Origin of the sequence: Psychrobacter sp. NPDC078631 (assembly GCF_050268165.1) — a bacterium.
Classification (GTDB): Bacteria; Pseudomonadota; Gammaproteobacteria; order Pseudomonadales; family Moraxellaceae; genus Psychrobacter.
In genome coordinates, this window is the sequence record NZ_JBNNGG010000003.1 from 375,488 (window position 1) to 397,266 (window position 21,779).

General features: G+C 43.5%; 19 protein-coding genes. 9 read left to right on the top strand and 10 right to left on the bottom strand.

Annotated features, from left to right (window positions below):
• The first annotated feature begins 15 nt into the window (after nt 1-15).
• The 5 genes from ACQKCP_RS10405 to ACQKCP_RS10425 all read left to right on the top strand — a co-directional run bounded on the left by ACQKCP_RS10405 (nt 16) and on the right by ACQKCP_RS10425 (nt 4,872).
• Nucleotides 16-1,719: a SulP family inorganic anion transporter gene (locus ACQKCP_RS10405; RefSeq protein WP_427612268.1), complete on the top strand. Its 1,704-nt coding sequence runs from the start codon at nt 16-18 to the stop codon at nt 1,717-1,719.
• A gap of 236 nt (nt 1,720-1,955) precedes the next feature.
• Nucleotides 1,956-2,282 (top strand): beta-lactamase hydrolase domain-containing protein, encoded by a 327-nt coding sequence (locus ACQKCP_RS10410; RefSeq protein WP_427612269.1) that lies wholly within the window; start codon nt 1,956-1,958, stop codon nt 2,280-2,282.
• 63 nt (nt 2,283-2,345) lie between these two features.
• Nucleotides 2,346-2,678 (top strand): TIGR01244 family sulfur transferase, encoded by a 333-nt coding sequence (locus ACQKCP_RS10415; RefSeq protein WP_057761521.1) that lies wholly within the window; start codon nt 2,346-2,348, stop codon nt 2,676-2,678.
• A 379-nt stretch (nt 2,679-3,057) separates the two neighbouring features.
• Nucleotides 3,058-3,915 carry a bile acid:sodium symporter family protein gene (locus ACQKCP_RS10420; protein ID WP_427567007.1) on the top strand — a complete coding sequence of 286 codons (858 nt, stop codon included), beginning with the start codon at nt 3,058-3,060 and terminating at the stop codon, nt 3,913-3,915.
• A 198-nt stretch (nt 3,916-4,113) separates the two neighbouring features.
• Entirely contained in the window at nt 4,114-4,872 is a 759-nt protein-coding gene (locus tag ACQKCP_RS10425) for a glutathione S-transferase family protein (RefSeq protein ID WP_427612270.1), read from the top strand.
• 84 nt (nt 4,873-4,956) lie between these two features.
• Here the strand turns inward: ACQKCP_RS10425 and ACQKCP_RS10430 are convergent, their stop codons facing one another.
• Entirely contained in the window at nt 4,957-6,405 is a 1,449-nt protein-coding gene (locus ACQKCP_RS10430) for an alanine/glycine:cation symporter family protein (protein WP_427612271.1), read from the bottom strand.
• Between the two features lie 257 nt (nt 6,406-6,662).
• Nucleotides 6,663-8,240, bottom strand: coding sequence for an alkyl hydroperoxide reductase subunit F (ahpF, locus tag ACQKCP_RS10435; protein ID WP_427612272.1), 1,578 nt, complete (start codon nt 8,238-8,240; stop codon nt 6,663-6,665).
• A 439-nt stretch (nt 8,241-8,679) separates the two neighbouring features.
• Here ahpF and ACQKCP_RS10440 point away from each other — a divergent pair, with 439 nt between their 5' ends.
• Nucleotides 8,680-8,928, top strand: coding sequence for a YdcH family protein (locus ACQKCP_RS10440; protein ID WP_057761532.1), 249 nt, complete (start codon nt 8,680-8,682; stop codon nt 8,926-8,928).
• A 169-nt stretch (nt 8,929-9,097) separates the two neighbouring features.
• Here the strand turns inward: ACQKCP_RS10440 and ahpC are convergent, their stop codons facing one another.
• Nucleotides 9,098-9,664, bottom strand: coding sequence for an alkyl hydroperoxide reductase subunit C (ahpC, locus tag ACQKCP_RS10445; protein ID WP_057761534.1), 567 nt, complete (start codon nt 9,662-9,664; stop codon nt 9,098-9,100).
• Between the two features lie 267 nt (nt 9,665-9,931).
• Between ahpC and ACQKCP_RS10450 the strand changes: the two genes are divergently transcribed.
• Both ACQKCP_RS10450 and ACQKCP_RS10455 read left to right on the top strand, forming a co-directional pair.
• Nucleotides 9,932-10,843, top strand: coding sequence for a hydrogen peroxide-inducible genes activator (locus ACQKCP_RS10450; RefSeq protein WP_201568716.1), 912 nt, complete (start codon nt 9,932-9,934; stop codon nt 10,841-10,843).
• A 40-nt stretch (nt 10,844-10,883) separates the two neighbouring features.
• A complete protein-coding gene (locus ACQKCP_RS10455; protein WP_427612273.1) occupies nt 10,884-11,555 on the top strand; it encodes an HD domain-containing protein in 672 nt (223 codons plus the stop codon).
• Here ACQKCP_RS10455 and ACQKCP_RS10460 read toward each other — a convergent pair.
• From ACQKCP_RS10460 to ACQKCP_RS10490, 7 genes are all read right to left on the bottom strand, one after another.
• Entirely contained in the window at nt 11,533-12,135 is a 603-nt protein-coding gene (locus ACQKCP_RS10460) for a methyltransferase domain-containing protein (protein ID WP_427612274.1), read from the bottom strand. The genes ACQKCP_RS10455 and ACQKCP_RS10460 overlap by 23 nt on opposite strands.
• 204 nt (nt 12,136-12,339) lie before the next feature.
• The gene (locus ACQKCP_RS10465) at nt 12,340-12,873 is read right to left on the bottom strand and encodes a M48 family metallopeptidase (RefSeq protein WP_427612360.1); all 534 of its coding nucleotides are present in this window, start codon (nt 12,871-12,873) and stop codon (nt 12,340-12,342) included.
• Nucleotides 12,874-13,088: 215 nt separating this feature from the next.
• Complete coding sequence (locus ACQKCP_RS10470) at nt 13,089-14,645, bottom strand: DUF1513 domain-containing protein (protein ID WP_427612275.1); 1,557 nt, start codon at nt 14,643-14,645, stop codon at nt 13,089-13,091.
• Between the two features lie 3 nt (nt 14,646-14,648).
• A complete protein-coding gene (locus ACQKCP_RS10475; protein ID WP_427612276.1) occupies nt 14,649-15,800 on the bottom strand; it encodes an imelysin family protein in 1,152 nt (383 codons plus the stop codon).
• A gap of 83 nt (nt 15,801-15,883) precedes the next feature.
• Nucleotides 15,884-17,452 (bottom strand): di-heme oxidoredictase family protein, encoded by a 1,569-nt coding sequence (locus ACQKCP_RS10480; RefSeq protein WP_427612361.1) that lies wholly within the window; start codon nt 17,450-17,452, stop codon nt 15,884-15,886.
• A gap of 381 nt (nt 17,453-17,833) precedes the next feature.
• Nucleotides 17,834-19,294, bottom strand: coding sequence for an imelysin family protein (locus tag ACQKCP_RS10485; RefSeq protein WP_427612277.1), 1,461 nt, complete (start codon nt 19,292-19,294; stop codon nt 17,834-17,836).
• 354 nt (nt 19,295-19,648) lie between these two features.
• The gene (locus tag ACQKCP_RS10490) at nt 19,649-20,305 is read right to left on the bottom strand and encodes an OmpA family protein (RefSeq protein WP_057761553.1); all 657 of its coding nucleotides are present in this window, start codon (nt 20,303-20,305) and stop codon (nt 19,649-19,651) included.
• 375 nt (nt 20,306-20,680) lie between these two features.
• On the opposite strand from ACQKCP_RS10490, the gene ACQKCP_RS10495 reads away from it, so the two are divergent.
• On the top strand, nt 20,681-21,643 hold the full coding sequence (locus tag ACQKCP_RS10495; RefSeq protein WP_427612278.1) for an acyltransferase: 963 nt from the start codon (nt 20,681-20,683) through the stop codon (nt 21,641-21,643).
• Nucleotides 21,644-21,779 lie beyond the last annotated feature (136 nt).

The window sequence follows — 21,779 nt, forward strand, 5'->3', positions numbered from 1 at the left end:
ACTGTGGTGATTGATATGTCCTCTATCGTCGCTCGTCTGATTCCAGCTTGGCTGCGTCAATACCAGCTCTCAGCGTTGCCGACTGATCTCGTCGCAGGTATAGTGGTGGGCGTGTTGGTCATACCGCAGAGCCTAGGTTACGCGGTGCTTGCAGGACTGCCGCCTGTCTATGGCCTATATGCAGCGATCGTACCTGTCCTCGTTTATGCTTGGCTCGGCTCTAGCAACGTGCAAGCCGTAGGACCTGTTGCCATTACCGCCATCATGACCGCCAGTGGCTTACTGCCTTATGCCGAGCAAGGCACTGAACAGTATGCACTGATGGCCAGCCTATTGGCACTAATGGTAGGTGCACTGCTGTGGATTGCAGGACGGTTAAAACTTGGCTGGATCATGCAGTTTATCAGTCGCGGTGTGTCTGCAGGGTTTGTCAGCGGTGCAGCAGTACTTATATTTGTCAGTCAGCTCAAATATCTGACCGACATTCCAGTCACCGGCAATAGTTTGATTGGGTATCTATCTACCATGCAACGCTATGCCAGCCAGCTGCATCCATTAACCTTAGCTATCGGTATTACCGCATTTGCGCTATTGGTTGCCAATCGCTATGCAAGTGAATGGATATGGCAGACGTGGCTATCATCGTCGTATGCCAAATGGGCAGAGCGCTTATTTCCGCTTATTTTACTTGGTGTCGCTATTGTACTCAGTATGGCACTGCATTGGAGCACATATGGTGTCGCGACCATCGGTCGTATTCCACAAGGGCTGCCGAGCTTTACGTTACCGCATATCTCAGACCTACAAGAAGCGCTAAAGCTATTACCGACAGCAGGACTGATGGCACTGATCGTATTTGTGTCGAGCAGTTCAGTCGCCAGTACTTATGCTCGCTTGCGTGGCGAGAGCTTTGATGCCAATCGTGAACTGACTGGACTTGGGCTGGCCAACCTGTCTGGTGGACTGTTCCAAAGTTTTGCGGTTGCGGGTGGCTTTTCGCGTACGGCTATCAATGCCGATTCAGGTGCGAAGACACCACTTGCCAGTCTCGTCACCGTACTGGTAATGATTGCCGCACTCATAGCCTTTAGCAATGCGCTTGCTCCACTACCCTATGCACTACTGGGCGCAACTATCATGGCCTCTATCATTGGCCTGATAGATATTGCGACGTTGAAATCTGCATGGCAGCGTGATCGCTTAGATGGTGCTAGCTTTTTGGCCGCGTTCGTCGGTGTGCTTATATTCGGGCTCAACACAGGTCTGGTCATTGGTTTAATGGTGTCATTCGCTAGTCTCATCTGGCAGTCGAGTAAGCCGCACGTGGCTGTCGTTGGGCAATTGGGCGGTACAGGACATTTTCGTAATATCAATCGCCATGACGTCGTAACTTTTAGCAATTTATTGATGTTGCGTATCGATGAGAGCCTGTTCTTTGGTAATAGTGAATCTGTCCATCGACGCATCCTCAATGCCATGCAGCAATATCCCGATGCCAATGAAATCATATTGATTATGGCCGCCGTCAACCATATAGATCTGACCGCTCAAGAAATGCTTTGTACCTTAAACCACGAATTGGCGTTACAAAACAAGCGCTTACACTTTAGCTTTATCAAAGGTCCTGTGATGGACATCATCGGTCACACCCCATTGATTAGCGAGCTATCAGGGCAAGTCTATCTGAGTACTTTAGATGCTGTAGATGCGTTAAAATAATCTATAGTTTGACCACAATGAAATCGCTGCGACATTAACTTCTGTCAACCTCAATTACTATTGTCGCCTACAACACAATATCGCTATGATAGTGCCTGTGTTATGCTAGACGCACTAAATAGGAAATCAATTAACCTAGAAATCAGCCTAAAGAATGCTGATTTCTAGTCCTTTGATATTCTTGGCCCAACCATCAATAATAAATATACTTTAACAAATATAACTGAACCTATTTTATGACCGATGATTTAACGATTTATAAGCAAATATACCCAAGCCAATGCGTTAAGATTGCCGAGCTTGGTTATCGCTCAGTGCTTAACATTCGGCCAGATGCCGAAATTGAAACACAGCCTAATAGCTGTGATTTGGCAACGGCTACCGAACAGGCAAACCTAGCGTATCATCATCTACCGTTTGATGATGAGCGCCTAAGTATGCTGACGGTCGAGCAGTTTGCCGAGTTCTATCACTCAATGCCCAAGCCTATATTAATGTTTTGTGGCACTGGGGCACGCGCCAAACTACTCTACCAAAGCGCATTGATGCAAGGTCTGTTATAACAACCATAGCTCGAACTACCACGTTTTATAAACCCAACAACACCAATAAAAAAAGGAGCTCTTATGAGCCATGAAGTTAGCTTTACCGGACAAATCACGCCTGACCAAGTGCCTATGATTGCCGAAAATGGTTTCAAAACCATTATTAATAACCGTCCTGATGGTGAAGAGCCAAATCAACCAACCAGTGCCGAAATCGAAGCAGCAGCCAAAGAAGCTGGACTTGCTTATAAAGAGATTTCTTTTGCAGGTAATGAGCTGAATCAAACTCACGTTGAAACGTTTGCAGATTTCTTTAATCAAGCTGAGCAGCCAATGCTGATTTTTTGCCGCACAGGTAACCGCTCAAACGGTATCTATGAAGCCGCTAAGCAAATGGATTTACTAGACGACTAGTACAGCATTAACAGACTAGACAGTTAGCGTATTTAGCCCACAGAATCTTGTGGGCTTTTTATTGCGCTTATCATTATGCTCGAATTTTCATTAGCCATAAACAGTTCAATCACTACCTAGTCACTGCCTGATCATTTCCCGATAGCTGCACAGCAACCTCAATAGTCACGACAAGTGGGTTACTATACGAGCGTAATACCGCTATTATCATTTGATAGGCTTGATCTAGCTTAGTGGTTAAGACACTTCATTAGCTAGACGATTAAATACCAAAACACATGGAATGTGAGCAGCTGTATAGTGACAAAGGTTGCCCCGCTGCTATTTACTTTCAAAACGCCATCTTGATATGGCATTTTAGTTTTACAAGGAATGTTTGATGAATAATACCGCGCTAGCATTACTGCCACTAGCCCTTGCCTACATTATGTTCACTCTAGGAGCAGGGCTAAAACTGAGTGATTTTAAGGTCATTGCCAAATATCCAAAAGCGTTTTTTGTTGGCTTAATCAATCAAGTTGTGTTGGTACCGTTGGTTGCGCTCGCAGTCGTGTTAGTGACGGCTCCGCCACCAGCGATTGCTTTTGGAATTATGCTGATTAGTTTTTGCCCCGGCGGCGTCACTAGCAACATGCTGACCTACTATGCCAAAGGAAATGTCGCGCTCTCTATCGCGTTGACTGGTGTGGTCAGTATACTATCGGTCATTACATTGCCTATCTTAATTACGTTGGCTTTTGATCATTTTATGAAAGATCAGGCGAACTCTATTAGCGCGATAAAGATTGGCCTAGTCATGTTCTTATTAACCACATTGCCAGTGTCTCTTGGTATGCTTGCTCGCCACAAATTTACTGACTTTATGGTACGTCGCAGCAGTCTTCTAAACGGCTTGGCCAGCGTGTTTTTTGTACTAATTGTCTTCGCTGCTATTGCCTCTAACTGGCAACTACTACAAACACAGTTCACTCAAATTGGTTTAGAGCTTATCTTTATCATTGCTATTTTATTTGCTATTAGCATCTTAATTTCTAGAGTCCTAAAGCTCAGCTGGTATGATACCAAAACCATCTCGATAGAAACCAGTATCCAAAATAGCACGACGGCTATTACCTTAGCTCCTATCATCATGGGTGTGAGCACACTGCCAGTTATAGCACTGCCTGCTGCTTTGTACGGTGTGCTGATGTATGTCGTTGCGCTGCCCGTTATTTTCCTAATCAAAAACAAGAACTGATTGTAGTAAGTATGAGAAATAAAAATCGCCCTTCTAAATAACTGCCCGTCTAAATAAGCGCCCTTCCAAACATTGGATGGGCGTTTTTTTTGAAATAGGATTTAAATGATAGAAATATAGCTCGGGTTATAGACTGGTCAATACTCAACATTGAGTACATAATAAAATGCTACTGTTATCGCTTAATAGGACTCTATGATGCAAAAACCGCTATTAATTATTGGTAATAAAAACTACTCATCTTGGTCGCTACGAGCGTGGCTGTTGCTCAAAGCATTTGATGTTGATTTTGATGAGCAACTTATTGAGTTGTTTCATCCATCAGCACGTCCAACGCTTGAAGCACATTCACCAACGGGTAAGGTGCCTATTTTAGTCTATGGTGAAAAAGATAATAAAGTAACCGTTTGGGACACCTTAGCGATTGCTATGCATGTTAATGAGTACTTTACGGATATTGATATTTGGACAGGTATTGATAAATCTAACGCTGAAAAACGAAATAATAACCAAAGTAGAGTAAATAGTGCCTATTGCCAAAGCATCGTGGCTGAGATGCATTCGGGATTGACAGGCATTCGTAATGAAATGCCGATGAATATACGAGCAACGGCTAAGATACAACCAAGTAATGCTTGTTTGGCTGATATTACTCGTATCGAAGACATCTTTGCCGATTGTTTAAAGAGTCGCTCAGCAGACAGTTTCTTATTCGGAGATTTCACAGCAGCTGATGTGTTTTTTGCTCCAGTGGTGCTGCGATTACAGACTTATGCTGATGCATCTGATATTACTTTGCAGCCACTTACCAAGCAGTATTGCCAAACTATGTTAAATCATCCACACATACAGGCATGGCAACAATCAGCACTGATAGAAACTCGTATTATTGAAGAAGATGAAGCAGGCGAGATCATGTCGTTAGCTGGCGTATTGGCGAATAACCATTCATTTTAGGCATAAATAATATCTTGCATAAAAAAACCACTTCAGCTTAGCTAAAGTGGTTTTTTCTTTCATGACAAGTAAAGCGTACGGTTACTACTGTTTTTGGTCTAACGCTTCTTTTACCGCTTTTTTACCCCATGCGCTCAGATCAAGATCCAGTTTTTCATACTCTTGCGCATCGAACAACGGCTCTTTAATCCCTGATTTTAACTGACTTGCAAAGTCGTCAAGTAGACGCTTAGCTCGTGGAAATAACATTATCAAGGCCAATAAGTTTGCTAGCGCTAGCACGCCCATCAACGGATCCGCAAAGAAGAACACTGCGGTTGCTGCAGGAGCCACTGCGCCCAAGAATAATACCGCAATCACCACAACTCGCAAAACCAGAGTCGCCATTTTGATATTCTTTTTAATCAAGAAATTAATGGCATTTTCACCCATATAATAGTTATACATGATAGAGCTTAGGGCAAATAGCAATATCGATATGGTGAGAATATACTGCGCCCAATCCCCAAGCTGGGTCGTTAGCGCCTGCTGTGCCAGTACAATACCATCGACTTCAGCACCTGGTTGATACACGCCGCTCAGTAAAATCATAAATGCGGTGGCACTACATACGATTATCGTATCAATAAACACAGATAATGACTGTGAGATACCTTGACTAACAGGATGAGTAGCATAAGCGGTGGCGGCAATATTAGGCGCAGAACCTAGACCTGCCTCATTAGAGAATAAACCACGCTTCATACCTTGCTCAATTGCCACACCAATACCACCGCCCACGACAGACTCAATGCCAAAAGCATTTTTGACAATCATTACCATTAGTGCAGGCAGTTCTGTAAAGTTAAATGCAATAATAATAAGTGCCATACTGATATAGATTAATGCCATCACAGGAATGACAACGTCGGCTACCTTTGCAATGCGCTGAATACCGCCAAAGACAATAAATCCACCTGCAATTACCAGTACTACACCCGTTATCCAGCGGTCAATACCAAAGCTTTCAAGAGCTGAGCCTGCTACCGTGTTGCCTTGGAACGCCACAAACCCGATAGAAAAAGACAGTAGTAACGAGATCGCATAGATGACGGCGAGCCAGCGATAGTCTTTACCTAAACCATGTAAAATATAGGTCGCAGGGCCACCGCGAAAGTTACCATCATTGTCTCTACGCTTGTAAAGCTGGGCTAAGCTACACTCGACAATGCTGGTCATCATGCCAATTAAGGCCACAACCCACATCCAGAATACCGCTCCCGGACCTCCTAAAGAGATGGCAACAGCAACGCCAGCAATGTTACCGCCGCCTACACGTCCACCGATAGAAACGAGCAACGCCTGACGGGCAGAAATTCCGTCGTCACCTACCTCATCCGTTTTAAATACGCGGAACATACGTTTAAAATATCTAAACTGGGCAAACCTACCTACGATGGTAAATAATAAACCAAAGATAATTAGCATAGGCACGAGCGCCCAGCCCCACGTTAGATCCCCGATTAGGGCGAAAAAAGCTTCAATGTATTCCATGCCTACTTTCCTTATAGTTCATGACGCTATGTTAGGTTTTATTGCATACATTATTGCATCAACAACACCAGTTTGTAATGCAAATGTCGAATTTGTAACGTAAATACTGATATTTTCTGAGTAAAATCGGGTTATTGGCTCACGCAAATGGCTATTTCCTAAATATCAGGATTTTTTATATAGACGTATTTATGCGATAGCATAAAAAAACCACCTCAACCGAGGTGGCCTTTTATACTGAAACTAAACCGAATAACTTACTGCATGACCAAGTATTCAAACGCTGATAATGCCGCTTTACTACCTTCACCCATCGCAATGTTAATTTGCTTAAATGGCACAGTGGTTACATCACCACATGCAAAGATACCCTTACGATCTGTACGGCAGCGCTCATCGATTTCGATCTCACCAAAGCGGTTTAGATCAACGAAGCCTTTGATGAATCCAGTGTTTGGTACTAAACCAATCTGTACAAACACCCCTGATAAATCACGCTCATGAGTCTCACCTGTGCTGCGATCCTGGTAGACGATAGACGATACTTTACCATCAGTCGCTTTGATCTCTTGTGTTGCTGCACCGGTAATGAACTCGATGTTGGTTTTCTCTTTGGCTTTATTGATCAGTACTTGGTCAGCTTTTAACTCATCTGCGAACTCGAGTACAGTAACGTGATTGACAATACCTGCCAAATCTAGTGCTGCCTCAACGCCTGAGTTACCACCGCCAATCACTGAGATATCTTTACCTTTAAAGAATGGGCCATCACAATGCGCACAGAAAGCCACACCTTTACCGATATTCTCTTCTTCACCCGGTACACCAAGCTTTCTCCACTGTGCACCTGTCGCCAAGATGATACTACGAGTATTAAAACTCTCACCAGTATTTAGGTGAATACTGTAGTTCTCTTCTTCAGTCTCGCCAATTTCTTTAACGCTCACATGCTCTTTTAATGTGATGTTATATTCGGCTAAGTGCTTGACAAAGTTGGTCGATAAATCCGTACCATTGGTTAGCGGCACTGAAATCAAGTTTTCGATATCTTGCGTGTCTTTTACTTGTCCACCGATACGATCAGCAACCATTGTAACTTTCAAGCCTTTACGCGCTGTATAAATGGCAGCAGCCACACCTGCAGGGCCAGCACCGATAATAGTAACGTCTTGCTGCTCTAATTGCTCAGCATCGTCTTCTACTTCTGACAATAAGTCAGGGAACTGCTCTTGCAATTTTCCGATCAATTTAGCAGTGTCGATTAAGCCGTTAGCAAATGGTTTACCATTCAAGAATACAGCTGGTACACCTTGGATTTTGTTCGCTTCTACTTGCTCTTGGAACAATGCACCATCGATCATTTCATTGCTGATACCATCGTTTAATAGCGCGAATTGGTTCAATGCTTGAACGACTTCTGGACAGCTATGGCATGACAATGACACGTAGGTCTGGAACTGTAGCGGCTTATTAAAGCGCTTAACTAGCTTTTGGATACCTTCATCCAACTTTAGCGTATGACCACCCGCTTGCAGAATCGCCAAAATCAATGACGTAAACTCATGACCACCTGGAATACCGCTAAATACAATACCAGTATCATCTGATGCGCCATCAATGTGGCTGACTACTTTAAAGCTAATCGCACTAGGCAAACTATCGTCAGTTGCTTCTGCATCGAAATTGATTTTGTCTGTTGTTCCAGCAATCTTGGTCAAAAAATCTACCAATTCTGCGCGTTTTGCATGCGTACCATTACCTAATACAAAGGTAATTGGGCGTGTCATGTTTTGGCTATAGCTCTTAACGGCATCTAATAAATTCTGATCTATCATGTTTGTTCCTCATTATGACTGAATATGTAACGGCAGCTGTCATGCTACGCGTCTAAATATGAAATAGTTGGTGTTAATAATTTTGTATAAAAGATTATATATAGTGGGCTCTTGCCCTTTGATGTGTCTATTATCAAGCGTTTAGCGAGTTTCGGCAAGCTGAGAAACTCAAACTTTATGTTTTATAAAACCAATCGTTTATTCCTTTAAATAATTAAATACAAATAAACAAACAAATGATAGTGATGGTACATGGTCTATTTTTTCGCTACAATCGAATGGTATTGATAGCAATATGCATTATCAATATCGTGAAGTAACTATCTTTATTACCATTAAACTTTCACCCCTTCCAAATAAAGTCTCACCATCATAAGCGTCTTAACCATAAAGTGCTTACGCTTATTCTAAGCCTGCACTAAATAACAAGGATGACAACATGACAATGACAGACACATGGCAAGATCACAGTGATATTATCGATGAGCTCAAGCAAAAGGACACGCATTTTGCGAGTATCTTCGATGAGCATACGACTCTAGATAGGCAAATTAATAAGCTTGAAAACGATGTAGTCAAGCATGCCAGTCGCGACGAAGAAATCGAACAAATGAAACGACGAAAGCTACAGCTTAAAGACGAGATTTATAAAACCATTGATAAAAATAAAGCACAGTCTCGCGCTTAATATTGCGTCTATACTTAGAGATATGCTGAAAAAAAATACTAACAATACCTATGCTTAAGACGTAAAAAGACCCCATCAACTTATGTTAATGGGGTCTTTACTTGTAGCACTGACTTAAATCAGATGTTTAAGATACAGCGCTACTTTTATCTAAGTATGAAATGTCTACTTAGATTTTACCAACTAGGTCAAGACTTGGCTTCAATGTGTCGCCGCCTTGTTCCCAAGCTGCTGGGCAAACTTCACCGTCATTTTCACGAACATACTGTGCTGCTTTCACTTTACGTAGCATATCTTTTGCACTACGGCCAATGCCGCCAGCATGGATTTCTGCTACTTGGATCAAACCATCAGGATCTACTAAGAACGTACCGCGCTCAGCCAAGCCTGCTTCTTCAATCATGACGTTGAAGCCACGAGTGATTTTACCAGTAGGATCGCCGATCATTGGGTATTGTACTTTACCGATAGCTTCTGAAGAATCATGCCATGCTTTGTGCGTGAAATGCGTATCAGTAGATACTGAATATACTTCAACACCAAGGCCTTTTAGCTCGTCATAATGAGCAGCCATGTCTTCTAGCTCAGTTGGGCAAACAAACGTGAAATCAGCTGGGTAAAATAGGAAAATCGCCCAGTTGCCTTTTACGTCTTCTGAAGTGATGGTTTTGAACTCACCGTTTACGTATGCATCTGCTGAAAATTCTGGGATTTCTTGATTGATAATAGACGCCATGGTTGGCTCCTCTATAGTTAAGTAAATTGGAAATTATTTATATGGTTTTTCAATTAGCCCTTTGGCTCTCTGGGCTACCTGACAAACTATACGCGAATTCTATGGTTAATCCAGTTAAAAGTTTTTAATGTGATGTTTTGTTTTATTAAACTTGTTAAACTATTATCTCTACATTTTATCATTGGTGCTTAATTGGTAATTTGCTACCTTATAAAGGTTGACCGAACATAATAAATTGCATTAAAAACCCACTAAAAGAGAGGTTTTATGATTACTTTACGACAACTTGAGTTTGCCCTAGCCGTCGCCAAACATCGTCACTTTAAACGTGCGGCTGAAGATTGCAATATCTCGCAGTCTGCACTGAGTTTGGGTATCGCAGAATTAGAAAAACAGCTAGATACGCAGATTTTTGAGCGTAATAATAAGCAGGTATTGATTACCCCTATCGGTCAAGACATTCTCACGCGGGCGCAGCGAGTGTTTTCTGAAGTGAGCGATCTGACCACGCGTGCTCATAGCCATCAGACACCGCTTGCCTATCCTATGACTGTCGGTATCATTCCGACGATTGCACCTTATTTGCTGCCAAAAGTACTGCCTGCGCTGCGTGCTCAATATCCAGAGTTCCGTATGACCATCGTCGAACAACAGACAGAGCGTCTGCTTGAGCAAGTACGCTATGGTCATATCGATACGGCTATCATTGCGTTGCCGTATGCGGTAGATGGGCTACATAGTTTTGAGTTTTGGAGTGAAGACTTCTTTGCCGTGTTCCCAAAAGACGACATACATGCCAAGCTTGATACCATCAATGCTGATGAACTGGCGACTGCCAATCTGATGTTACTTGGTGAAGGGCACTGCCTAACCGATCAGACGCTGTCTGTCTGTCATTTCGACCGCGCACAAATGAAATCAAGCTTCTCAGATGCCAGTTTAAATACTTTGATTCAAATGGCGCTTGCCAATATGGGCACAACGCTCGTGCCTGAAATGGCGCTCGATCAGCTACACCTGCAAAACCAAAATGCCGTGGCCATACCATTGGCTGAAGACGGGCCGCATCGCCATATTGCCTTTGTCACCCGTCTGAACTATGCGCGTGTCGATGATGTTAGCTTGCTGGGTGAGGTGTTTAACAAAGCATTTAAAGATGCAGTGGCTAATAAAGAATAACCAAACCATTTTTACCACGGTCATAGTGAAAAAATGACATATGAAAACTGTCTCAAATAAGCATGATGAGCTTGGCAAGTGCTTTGCACAGCATTTGTCAGCTATGACCAGCGATACCCTGCCAAAGCAAGTAGATAGGCTGTGGCAGGATATCGTGACGCGCTATGGTGAACCACAACGTGCCTATCATACGCTCAATCATATTGAGCAGTTGTTGGTAGAGTTTGAGAATATTAAGCAGGTTCTGTCTGAGCCGCATATCATTGCATTAGTACTGTACTATCATGATGTGATATACGACCCAACACGATCCGACAATGAGTTGAAAAGTGCAGAATTTGCGACAGATGCTTTGAGCCCTTATCTCAGTTCAGAGCAATACCAACACATTCACGCTCTCATTATGATGACCGCTAATCATCAGCTAGATACGTTGGTAGATAGTGACAAATATAACGATGCGGCATATCTGTTAGATATGGATTTGAGTATTTTGGGTGCGCCTTGGTCTGCATATGAGCAGTATGCAAAGGCAATACGTCAAGAATATAAGCATATCGCCGATGACGATTACCGTGATGGGCGCACTGCAGTGTTACAAGTATTACTAGCACATCCTAAACTCTATCTGACTGACCATTACTATAATCAGTTAGAAACGCAAGCGCGAGATAATATCAAGCGCGAGCTTACTTCGCTTGCAGCTTTATAAATAGCTCACTACCCTGCCGTGCTGGATGTGAATTATAGCTGGACTCCATAATATCGATATTAAAATAACTTTGAAAACGCTGCTGGTACTCTTCCTTGCCGCCGCCGAATGGTGGTTCTTCTCGTCCAAAATCCGTGTCGAATAGCAACCCAACTAATTTGCCTTGTGGCTTTAACAGCTTTGCCATCTGTTGCACATATTCATCACGGCGCAATGGATTGATCGCACAAAAAAACGTCTGCTCTAGTACCCAATCAAATTGATATTGCTCAGCTGACAAACTAAAAAAATCCGCACAGATCAAATACTCAGAGGGGAAACTAGGATAGCGCTCTGCAAACGTCTCAATCGGTGCAGGGGCAAAGTCAACCAGCGTAACCTTGGTAAAACCTTGCTCATATAAGTAACCCACTTCATAGGCATTGCCTGCACCTGGCACTAGTACCGCCTGACCTTTCGCGCTCTCAGGTAACTGGTCAATATAAGCTTTGAGCGGTGGCGATACCTGCCCCATATCCCAACCGATGCTGTTCTTTTCATAACGCTGCTGCCAAAACTCCGCTTGGTTGACGTTTTCCATATGACATCCCTGTATATAAACCTGCTGATTAAACGAAACGATTTGTACCGTTATTCCTTATCATATCAGGCTTATTCAGGTGTGTCCTTATTTTAAAAATAATGATAAAAATAGGACTTAATGCTCTGCATAATGAAAGTTACATAGATGATATCGAGCTATTTACGAGGGCTATTTAGATGGTTAGATAGTTAGGTAATAGGTTTAATCCAGCTGCCCTGTTTTGCCCGCTAGGATATTATGCCATTGCTGATAATCTGGCATCGCTGTGGCAACCGTTTGCCAAAACGCTCGGCTATGATTGGCATGATGCAAGTGGCACAACTCATGAACGATTACGTATTCGGTGCATTCGATAGGATAGGCAGGAAGATAAACCGATAGCCAAATTCGTTTTGCACGCGTGTTGCAACTGCCCCAACGTGTGTGCATTTTTTTCAATCGTATTTCATTGGCGTAAGCGCCAACGATTGGCTGCCACTTATCAAATAATGCAGGTGCGACTTCGGAGAGTTGTTGCCGATAATAGGTGATTTTTTGATCGGGGCTTAGCGTAAATGACTGCTCTGTACCCCATAATAAAACTGAATTATTAGCAGCTGAAATGTCAGACGGCGTATTCTGTCTACGTTTGTATTGCTCTAATACCTGCGGGTGATTTGCAATAGCCCAAGGCACCCGCTTAGCCGCAGCATGCAACATTTGTGATGCGCTGACATGCATCGGTGCAGAGACCATCAACGTATGGGGCTTTAAGCGAAAATTGATATTTTTAACACGCTTTTTACTAATGTGTAGCTCGATGCCTGCCTGTGCAAGCTGCTGTCTGACAGTATCTAAACTGGTGTCTAAGCTAATGCTCTACTCCTTGGCTGACTATTACTGTCATTCTAGTGATAGTCGTTATTAATAGTCATGCCTGTTCGTCTGTCGCTCTTGCTTAGCGTCACTTATTATAACGCTTGTAAGTGGTTGTCAAAAGACATCATATGCAGTTGACTGTCTTTGATAATCCGCTTATGAGGTTCGATGTCGTTTACGTCAAATTTTACTTCTGGCAAAGCATTTACTCTTAACGCGGTTAACTGCCCTTGACCATCACTGACAATAAATCCTGTCGGTTCGGCATGTTTATCAATTTTACTCATTGAAGCACTAGAACTAGCTAACACCGAAGCCCCTGCACAATCTGGCAGATTTACATCATCAATCAGCTTGCGAGTATGTAAATCATAAATTGCTGCACAGCCGCCAATCGGTGTAGTCACACACAGTAGGTTACGCTCACTATCTACCGCCACGCTAGCGATATATTGGTGAAAGCGTTGCCATTGATTGTTTGGCATAGTGAGTGGTGTAAAGCTGGCGTCACCACGTTTATGAGTCAGCACTAACGGTACATTGATATGTTTTTCACCTTGGAACTGAATACCGATCATCACTGTGCCGTCATCGTGCATGGCTAAGTGGCGCACACTCATCTGATTATGTTCGGGAGTCACTTGCTCAAGCAATGTGCCATCATGACGATTCAGATAAACCAGTGATGGTCGCATGGTATCTAGATTTAGCTCTTCGCGTGAGGCCTGCTCGGTTTTGATACCACCATTTGCAATGACGAGCGTTTCGCTATCAGGATGCATAACTAGTTCATGCGGGCCGATACCATATGAGTCAAATTCTGCTACTTTTTGATAAGCATCATGGGCATCATAGATACCAATTTTACCTGCCAAACTCACCGTGTCATTCTCGGTTACATAGAGCAAGCTGCCATCTAAACTGTAGCAAGCATGACCATAAAAGTGACGGTCTACATCAGCTGTAATCGCATGTTGTACTTGCCCATTTGACGTATTAAGCACCCAGAATCTTTCGCTTGGACGACGACCCATGACGACGACATCACGTCTCTGCTCGACAGTATTATGCTGAGCTTCAGATACATTAACAGATACAGGCTGAACAACGATGTCGTGGACACGCTCAGGCATAGTCGTCTGCCAAACGATTTGTCTGTCAGCATCAATACCTACCACGCCAAAGTCGTGCTCACTCTGGCCTGATGCAGCCTGATCTTTTGGCATGGATGCGACGCCACTGACCCAACTGACTGGTCGTGCCAGCATCGTTGTCGTATGCATGACAGCAAAATCAGGTACATCACTATTATCATCACCTACAGCATGATAAGCCTGCTTCCATGTTGCCGCTGCTTGCTCACAAGCATAGCGCAATCGCGAAAGCTTCGGCATTGAATCAGGGCCAGCTCGTAATACCTGCAACTGTGTACAAATACCGTCCACATAATCTTGCAGACTGGCATCTGGATGCTGCTGCTTACGATAACGATGGTGAATACCGACCAGCGCCGCCGTACCCACTGCTGTCAGCACTGAAGTCGTCAAAAGCTCATGAGCTGACGAAGTTCTCCCAGACCGATTAGACCTGTTCATCTGGTCATGAGTCTGGACTGCTGACACTGCTGTACCCACTTCGATAGTAGACATTGTCTAATCGCCATCAGTGCTATTAAAGCCCACACGGATACCAAGTGCTGGGATTAACTGGCGCTTAATCAGACGAGTGACATCAGTCAGATGATCGTACAACGCTTGTTGATCGTCCTTATCCGCCTCTGATAAATCTTCTGGCATTTGTGCTAATAATGCAGTTGTATCAGCCAATGCAGTTGATAGATTATCCGAAACTTTGTTTTCGTCATTGCTACCAAGAATAGCTGTCAGTACTGGATCAGTCATGGCTTTATTAATCGTATCTAACTTAGCATTGATGATAGCGCGGCTTTGACCAGCAGTAGCAGCAGGCAAATGGCCTTTTGCTTTACCTGTCAGACCGAGTGGCTGATCAATAGCGTTAGACTTCATAGTCTCAATCAATGACAGTAGAGAGTTAATCCACTGATTTAGACCTCTATCGCTTTCTGCTGTTTTGTCTATCGCCAATAAATCAGTCGCATTTTGCTGCCAGTTTTTCTCGATGTCTTTTAAACGCGTGCTCAACGCACTACTGGCGCTAATCACGTAAGCACACTGACTAGCGTCTAGACTTTCATTAGCAAACAAAGCCTCTTCCAACCCTGGCACGCCTTGTACGATAGCACTCTCGCCAGCAAGCTGCTCTGGCGTTAGTTTTGGATTGGCAGCGATTAAATCAGCCACACCACTATGTACGAGTCCGCGCTCGTCAGGATAGTAGTTGATGTATAGATTGCTCATACTAGCAGTTGCAGGACCAAAGTTGACCATCTCAGCACTTGACCATGCTTGTGCCAATAATAGCCACTGCGCACGTAATGCTTGTAGCTCATCGCCACTTACGGGTGCTTGGGTACAATGCTTCTGCGCCAATTCATTCAATAGATCGCTTTGCTTGGCTGCATCAGCATACGCAGGAATCACGATATCGTCTGCCACATGCGTCAAATACGTTTTTGCAGTCTCAGGGCTGATATCTACCGCAACGATTTGCTCAGTACTTTCTTTGCTGTTCTCTATTGAGCTGTCAGTAGCTGCACTGTCTTGCACAACTTTTTGGCTGTCTACATCTGCAGCTTTGTTGTCATCGGCAGGTTTGACACAACTGATCAGCAGTCCAGCACTTAATGCAGATAGCGCCATTGCCAAAGCGTGGTTTATTTTCATAGGTTTCTCGGTAATGTTATAGATAGTAATTTATAGCGTTTTTATACTGATTTTATAATAGCGACTTTATTACAATGATTTTATTATAGCGACTTTAGGAACGCATTAAGCTCTGCGCGACCTTGTTTGTCTAACTTTAATACTTGTTGCTTTTGCTTTTCGGCTTCTCCGCCATGCCATAAAACAGCTTCCATCAACGTACGGGCACGGCCATCATGCAAAAACGTTGCTTGAGGATCGACTGTCTGCGCAAGCCCCACGCCCCAAAGTGCTGGCGTACGCCATTCATAAGAGTTGGCTAAAAATTCAACTTGGGCACTTTTCGGTGGTAGTTTGCCAGCAATCGTACGATCAGCGAGATCATCGCCCATATCGTGCAATAGCAAATCTGTGTAAGGATAAATTACTTGTCCATGCTGCTCAAGATGATCATCGTCGGTTTTTGGCAACTGATATCTTGGCGTATGACAGCTTTGACAACCCATGTCATAAAAACGCTTTTTGCCAGCCAGCACGATCTTATCATCTGCATTACGGCGATGCGGCACTGCTAAATTGCGAGTATAAAATTCTACAAATTTAGCGACCTCATCGTTTACTTCAACGGGTGATTTACCATTGCCCTGCTCATCAGCACCTGTCGCTGCATTTAGGCAAGCGGTCTGCGTTGGCATACATGACTCGTTAGGACGGATGTTGGACGTCAGACCCATGTCTTCGTTAAAGGCACTTTGGTTTTGGGTAATCAGCTTGGTTTGACCCGCTTTCCATCCAAATCGTCCAAGCGCACGCTTGCCCGTTTGCGGATCCATGACCCAGTTAAACTTACCACTGATATCGCTATCATTACTGTCGCTAGCTTGTTTCTTAATGTCATCATCAGGTATTTGCTCTAGTAGCCCAAGCCCAATCATTGGTAGCGCCACACGCGGTGATACCATCATGTCATCGTCAAAAGCACCGTAACCAGGTTTGGTCAAATTAAACGTTGGCGCACGCAGCGTCTCGACATATCCGTCAGCAAAGGTAACTGGTTTGTCTGTCCACTGCACCGCAATTCTCGCTTCAGCAGGCACGCCCTGAATACCACGATCTTGTAGCTGTCCGCCATACATAGGATGAGCCACCTTTTCAATCAGCGAATCCTGTAGCTGTTGGCGCTGCTCATCAGTCGTCGCTGGCATAGACAGACGAATCAACAAACTATCAGCATCGTCATCGGCAGTCATCGGCGCATGACCTCGCCCATCTTTGACATGACAAGACTGGCAAGCAGCCACATTGAATAATGCGCCCAGTCCATCACGACTATCAGTACTGGCAGGAGCAACGACCCATGGCTGCTTGAAGAATGCATTACCAATAAAGAACGACCCTTTTCGAGAAGCCGCTAGATTCGATGAAGGCTTCGAGTAGCTCTCAGCACTGCTAATACTAATACCAGAGTCGCCGCCCTGCTTGATCTCTTGAGGGTCAAAGCTCACCAGTTGCTGCATTGGCACGCCTGCCAGTGCTTCTATATTTTTGGCATGTTCGGACAACAGCGATTGGCTGTTTTTATCACTTGAGGCCTGCTCTGAAGTGTTATCAGCAACATTGTTAGAAGTGTCGTCAGAAACGCTATCAGATGGTTGACACGCACTGATAGCCATTGCACTCGCGATAATTAGCACAAGCTTAGAGGGTATATGTCGTAGAGTTTGAGTAGCAAGAGGAGAATCAGAGGGGTTAACATTATTGGCGTTCATAGAAATTAATTGCCTTAGCGCTAGAGTAGAACCATTAAAATTTTGTCATACCATCTCATTATATGTCGTCACAATCATTGCTTATCGACATATAATGAAATGGTACACCGGCCAATTGGCTTATTTAATGCTCGTAAAAATGCGTTGCCAACGGTGGCTGACAACGCACGTATTATATCTAATCTAAGTATCTAATAAACAGCGGTTACTGACCTATAACGACTAATAAAACGTCGCAAAGCCAATGAAAGGCTTTTAAATAAGGGCCGCTAGCTTAAATTTTTCTTAAAACTGTGACCCTGCATCTGCGTCTAGATTATCGATTCCAACTGCTTTTGCAGCGTTCTCGATACTGGCTGTGAGCTCTTGTAAGCTAGTGATGCCCGCTTCAACCCATCCACGACGGACGTTTTGTTCTTCAGCAGAGATACCTTCTTGGCTGGCTTGACCGACAGTTGCAATCATCTGGTCAATCTTGATGCCGTCTTTTTCGCCTTTTTCAACGATAACGTTGAACGCGCCTTCTACTTTGTTGAATTCAGCAGCCAACTTATCAGCGGCTTCTGTGTGGCCGTTATCCGTTAGATAATCTTTGATACCGTAGCCGCCCACTGTTTTACCAGCGACTGTTGTATAGCTACCATTAAAGACGTTTTGGATACCGCGCGCATTATTGGCATAGCTTAAATGAGTCAAGTCACTAAAGCATTCGTGCTCATCTTCAGTAGAGCCAGTAACAAAAGCGACCTGCATACGCTCAGACGCAAGCTCACCTAATGCTAGGCTACCCATTTGATACATAATTTGGCGCAGACCATTGTCATATTTGCGCGCTATCAAATCACTGCGCAAGGTATTCTCAGTATCAGGCTGCCACTGGGCTTCCATCGCTGTCAAATCATCGACCAATAGTTGAGTTGCAGCGGTTAAGAATTCACCACGGCGCTCACAGATACTGGCATCTTCATTGACGGTCTCACCACTAGTACACTGTCCGGCTTCAGTCACATAGTCAGTGACTGGGCGATTACCTGCGCCTTCTTTTACGCCATTGTTGTCTTGACCCCACAGCATAAATTCAATCGCATGATAGCCAGTCGTTACGTTGGCTTCACTACCACCGATTTCATTCATTTCTGCGAGTAGCTCAGGTGTGATCGTACTGGTATCTTGCTTGATACTACCGACAGTAATGCTGTCGCTATTGATGATGTTCTCTTGGCTGTTATATTCGCCTTCGTAGTCATCACCAACATAATCAATTAATGCTTCATCAAGTGGCCAAGCATTGATCTGCCCTTCCCAGCTATCAATACTGTTGATAGCACGTTTATCATTGGCAGTCACAAAGCCTTCATCAAAACGGAAAATCTCAGTTTGTGAATACGGTTGACGTGCTGCTTTATAGGCAGCCTTTGCAGCATCAAGGTTTTCTTCTGTTGGAGTGGCTACGTATGTCTCTACCGCAGTTTGTAGCGCTTTTGCCGTGTCCAACGAATCTTTATAAGCGGCGTGTGCCATATTTGCATAACTGATAATCAATCTATCAATATGTGCTTTTTCGGCAGCAGTCATCTCTGTATTATCAGCTGTCTCTGTGCTTGCTACTTCTGTTTGCGTCTCTGTCGCAGCATTGGTGTCTTCATCGGCTTGCTTTGTACAGCCCGACAACATCAACAATCCTGCAAGTGCAACAGCTAAAGTAGTTGGTAAAAGCTTACGGCTCGTTACTGTGGTAATCGTCATACATATCCTCAAGAAATATAGCAAAAAATTCGTTTTGGTTAAGTAGCCTCAATTATTTTGATAATCAAGCCATGTTACAGCAGGCTATCTTAGCCATGCACATTAAATCTCAGTGCGCACGATAAGACGTTTAATATTGCATCAATAGCAAACACTGACAAATTATAGTGTTATTGATAATCATTATCAATATTTAATTTAATATTAACTATATCTATCAATAATCACTGTTTTATTCAAACTGAAAACATAAAAAAAGAGCCAGCATATCGCTGACTCTTTTTGAATATATGTGCTCAAATATCTAGCACATACTTAATAGCTATATAGCTATTTATTAGTTATAACTATTGATTAGTTTACGCTCTGTGGTGCGTTAACTGTTAATTCAACACGGCGGTTTTGACCACGGCCGTATTCAGTGTTGTTGTCTGCGATTGGACGTGACTCACCGTAAGCAACAACGTTTACACGGTTTGAAGCAACACCGCGAGCTGTTAAATAGTTAGCAACTGAGTAAGCACGATCACGTGACAGACCCATGTTATAAGATGCTGAACCTTTACTATCAGTGTGACCAGCGATAGTAATTGTGTTTTGGTTATACTGGTTCATCGTTGAAGCAAGCTTATCAAGCGTTGGCTTGAATGATGAGCTAAGAGTTGCATCATCAAATGAGAACGTGATGCTACCTGGCATAACCAAATCAATGTTACCAGTGGTTGGGTTCTGCTCAACAGTTACGCCTGTACCAGCCATTTGCTGCTCAAGTTGACGAGCTTGACGCTCCATGTAGTAACCAACGCCTGCACCTAGTGCTGCGCCGATAGCCGCATCACGACCAGTTTTGTCGCCGCCTGTTGCTTTTGAAATAGTTGCACCACCTGCTGCACCAACTAGACCACCTAGAGCAGCTTTGTTTAGACGTTGTTGTCCAGTGTTTGGATCTGTTGTACAACCACTAAGTGCTAGACCTGATGCTACTGCTGCAATCATTAAAGTATTACGCATAATATTTCCTCTTAAGTTTAAAAAATCGTGCTTTTTATAAAGATTGTCCATTAATCTTTTTTAAGTACTTATCTACATTCCCCATTATTATGGCAACTACAACCTATCTCTGTGTAATATTTTGTCATACCTATGTATGAGAAGTGCAGGTTATATTTCAATGGTTTTATAGGTCAAATCTTCGCGCCTTGCTACCACTAGTCACGTTTACAACCGTACACTACAACATGTTTCTGCTAAAATTATATCGCTGAATTTGTCTGCTTTAAATAGTCATGATTTAAAGCTTTACGTTCGTAACATTCCTGACTTGACTAGGACAGATTCAACGACATACGGCTTACTATTAATTAGATAGACTGAAAAGGATTGAGCATGCGATTGACATCTACCATTCGAAAAATGCATAAACGTTCGCCTAAACTGGGCAAAGCTGTGTCGCTTGCAACAGCCACTGGTGTCATCGCCGCCAATAGCTTCGGTGGTAGTATTCCTTTATGGCTAATGGGCGTCGGTAAAGTCATTACTGGCGCCTCTATTGCAGACAAAGCCGTCATTAAAATTGCTACTCACTGGATCAGTAGCAACAGTGCCTTGATCGACAATATGTTGCCTCGCAAAGATTGGCGTATCAATCTACCGGACGATATTCATATCAATGGTAAATACCTACTGGTGAGCAACCACCAATCATGGGTCGATACTAGCATCGTGCAGTATATTGGCGAAAAGCGCTTGCCACTTACGCGATTTTTTACCAAGTTTGAGCTGATTTACATCCCTATCGTTGGTCAAGCTTTTTACTTTTTAGATTTTCCAATGATGCGCCGACACTCAAAAGAAGCCATTGCCAAAAACCCTGCGCTAAAAGGCAAGGACATCGAAGAAGCCAAACGTGCCTGCGCCCTACTAAAAGACAAACCGTTTACCTTATTGAATTATTTGGAAGGTACTCGTTTTACCAAAGCCAAACAAGCTCAGCAAAAATCGCCTTATAAGCACTTACTGAAACCTCGTGCAGGCGGATTATCATTGGCTATTAGCGCACTAGGTGAAGATATCGATGGCATACTAGACATGACCATCGTATACCCTGATGGTGTGCCAAGCTACGGGGATCTTTGGAAAGGCAACATTAAACGTTTGGGCGTTGATTTGCGCTACATCGATATACCAGATACGTTGTTCGAAAGTATCAAGCAAGGTGGCTACGAAAATGATGAAGACACAAAAGCTCAAATGTTCGACTGGGTTGAACAAGTGTGGCGTCAAAAAGATGAACGTATTAGCACTATGTTGGCAGATTTTGAAACCAATCCTAAAGCGCAAGATGCCTAACAATCATGAGCAGCCATATTAAATTGGCTGTCCGTTAAATTTTATCAAATACCAAGCACAGTCTATACAAGCGCACTAAGTAGTAAATATCGATGTAACAAACGTTGATTTAATAAGTATCGAGCACGAGTTGAAA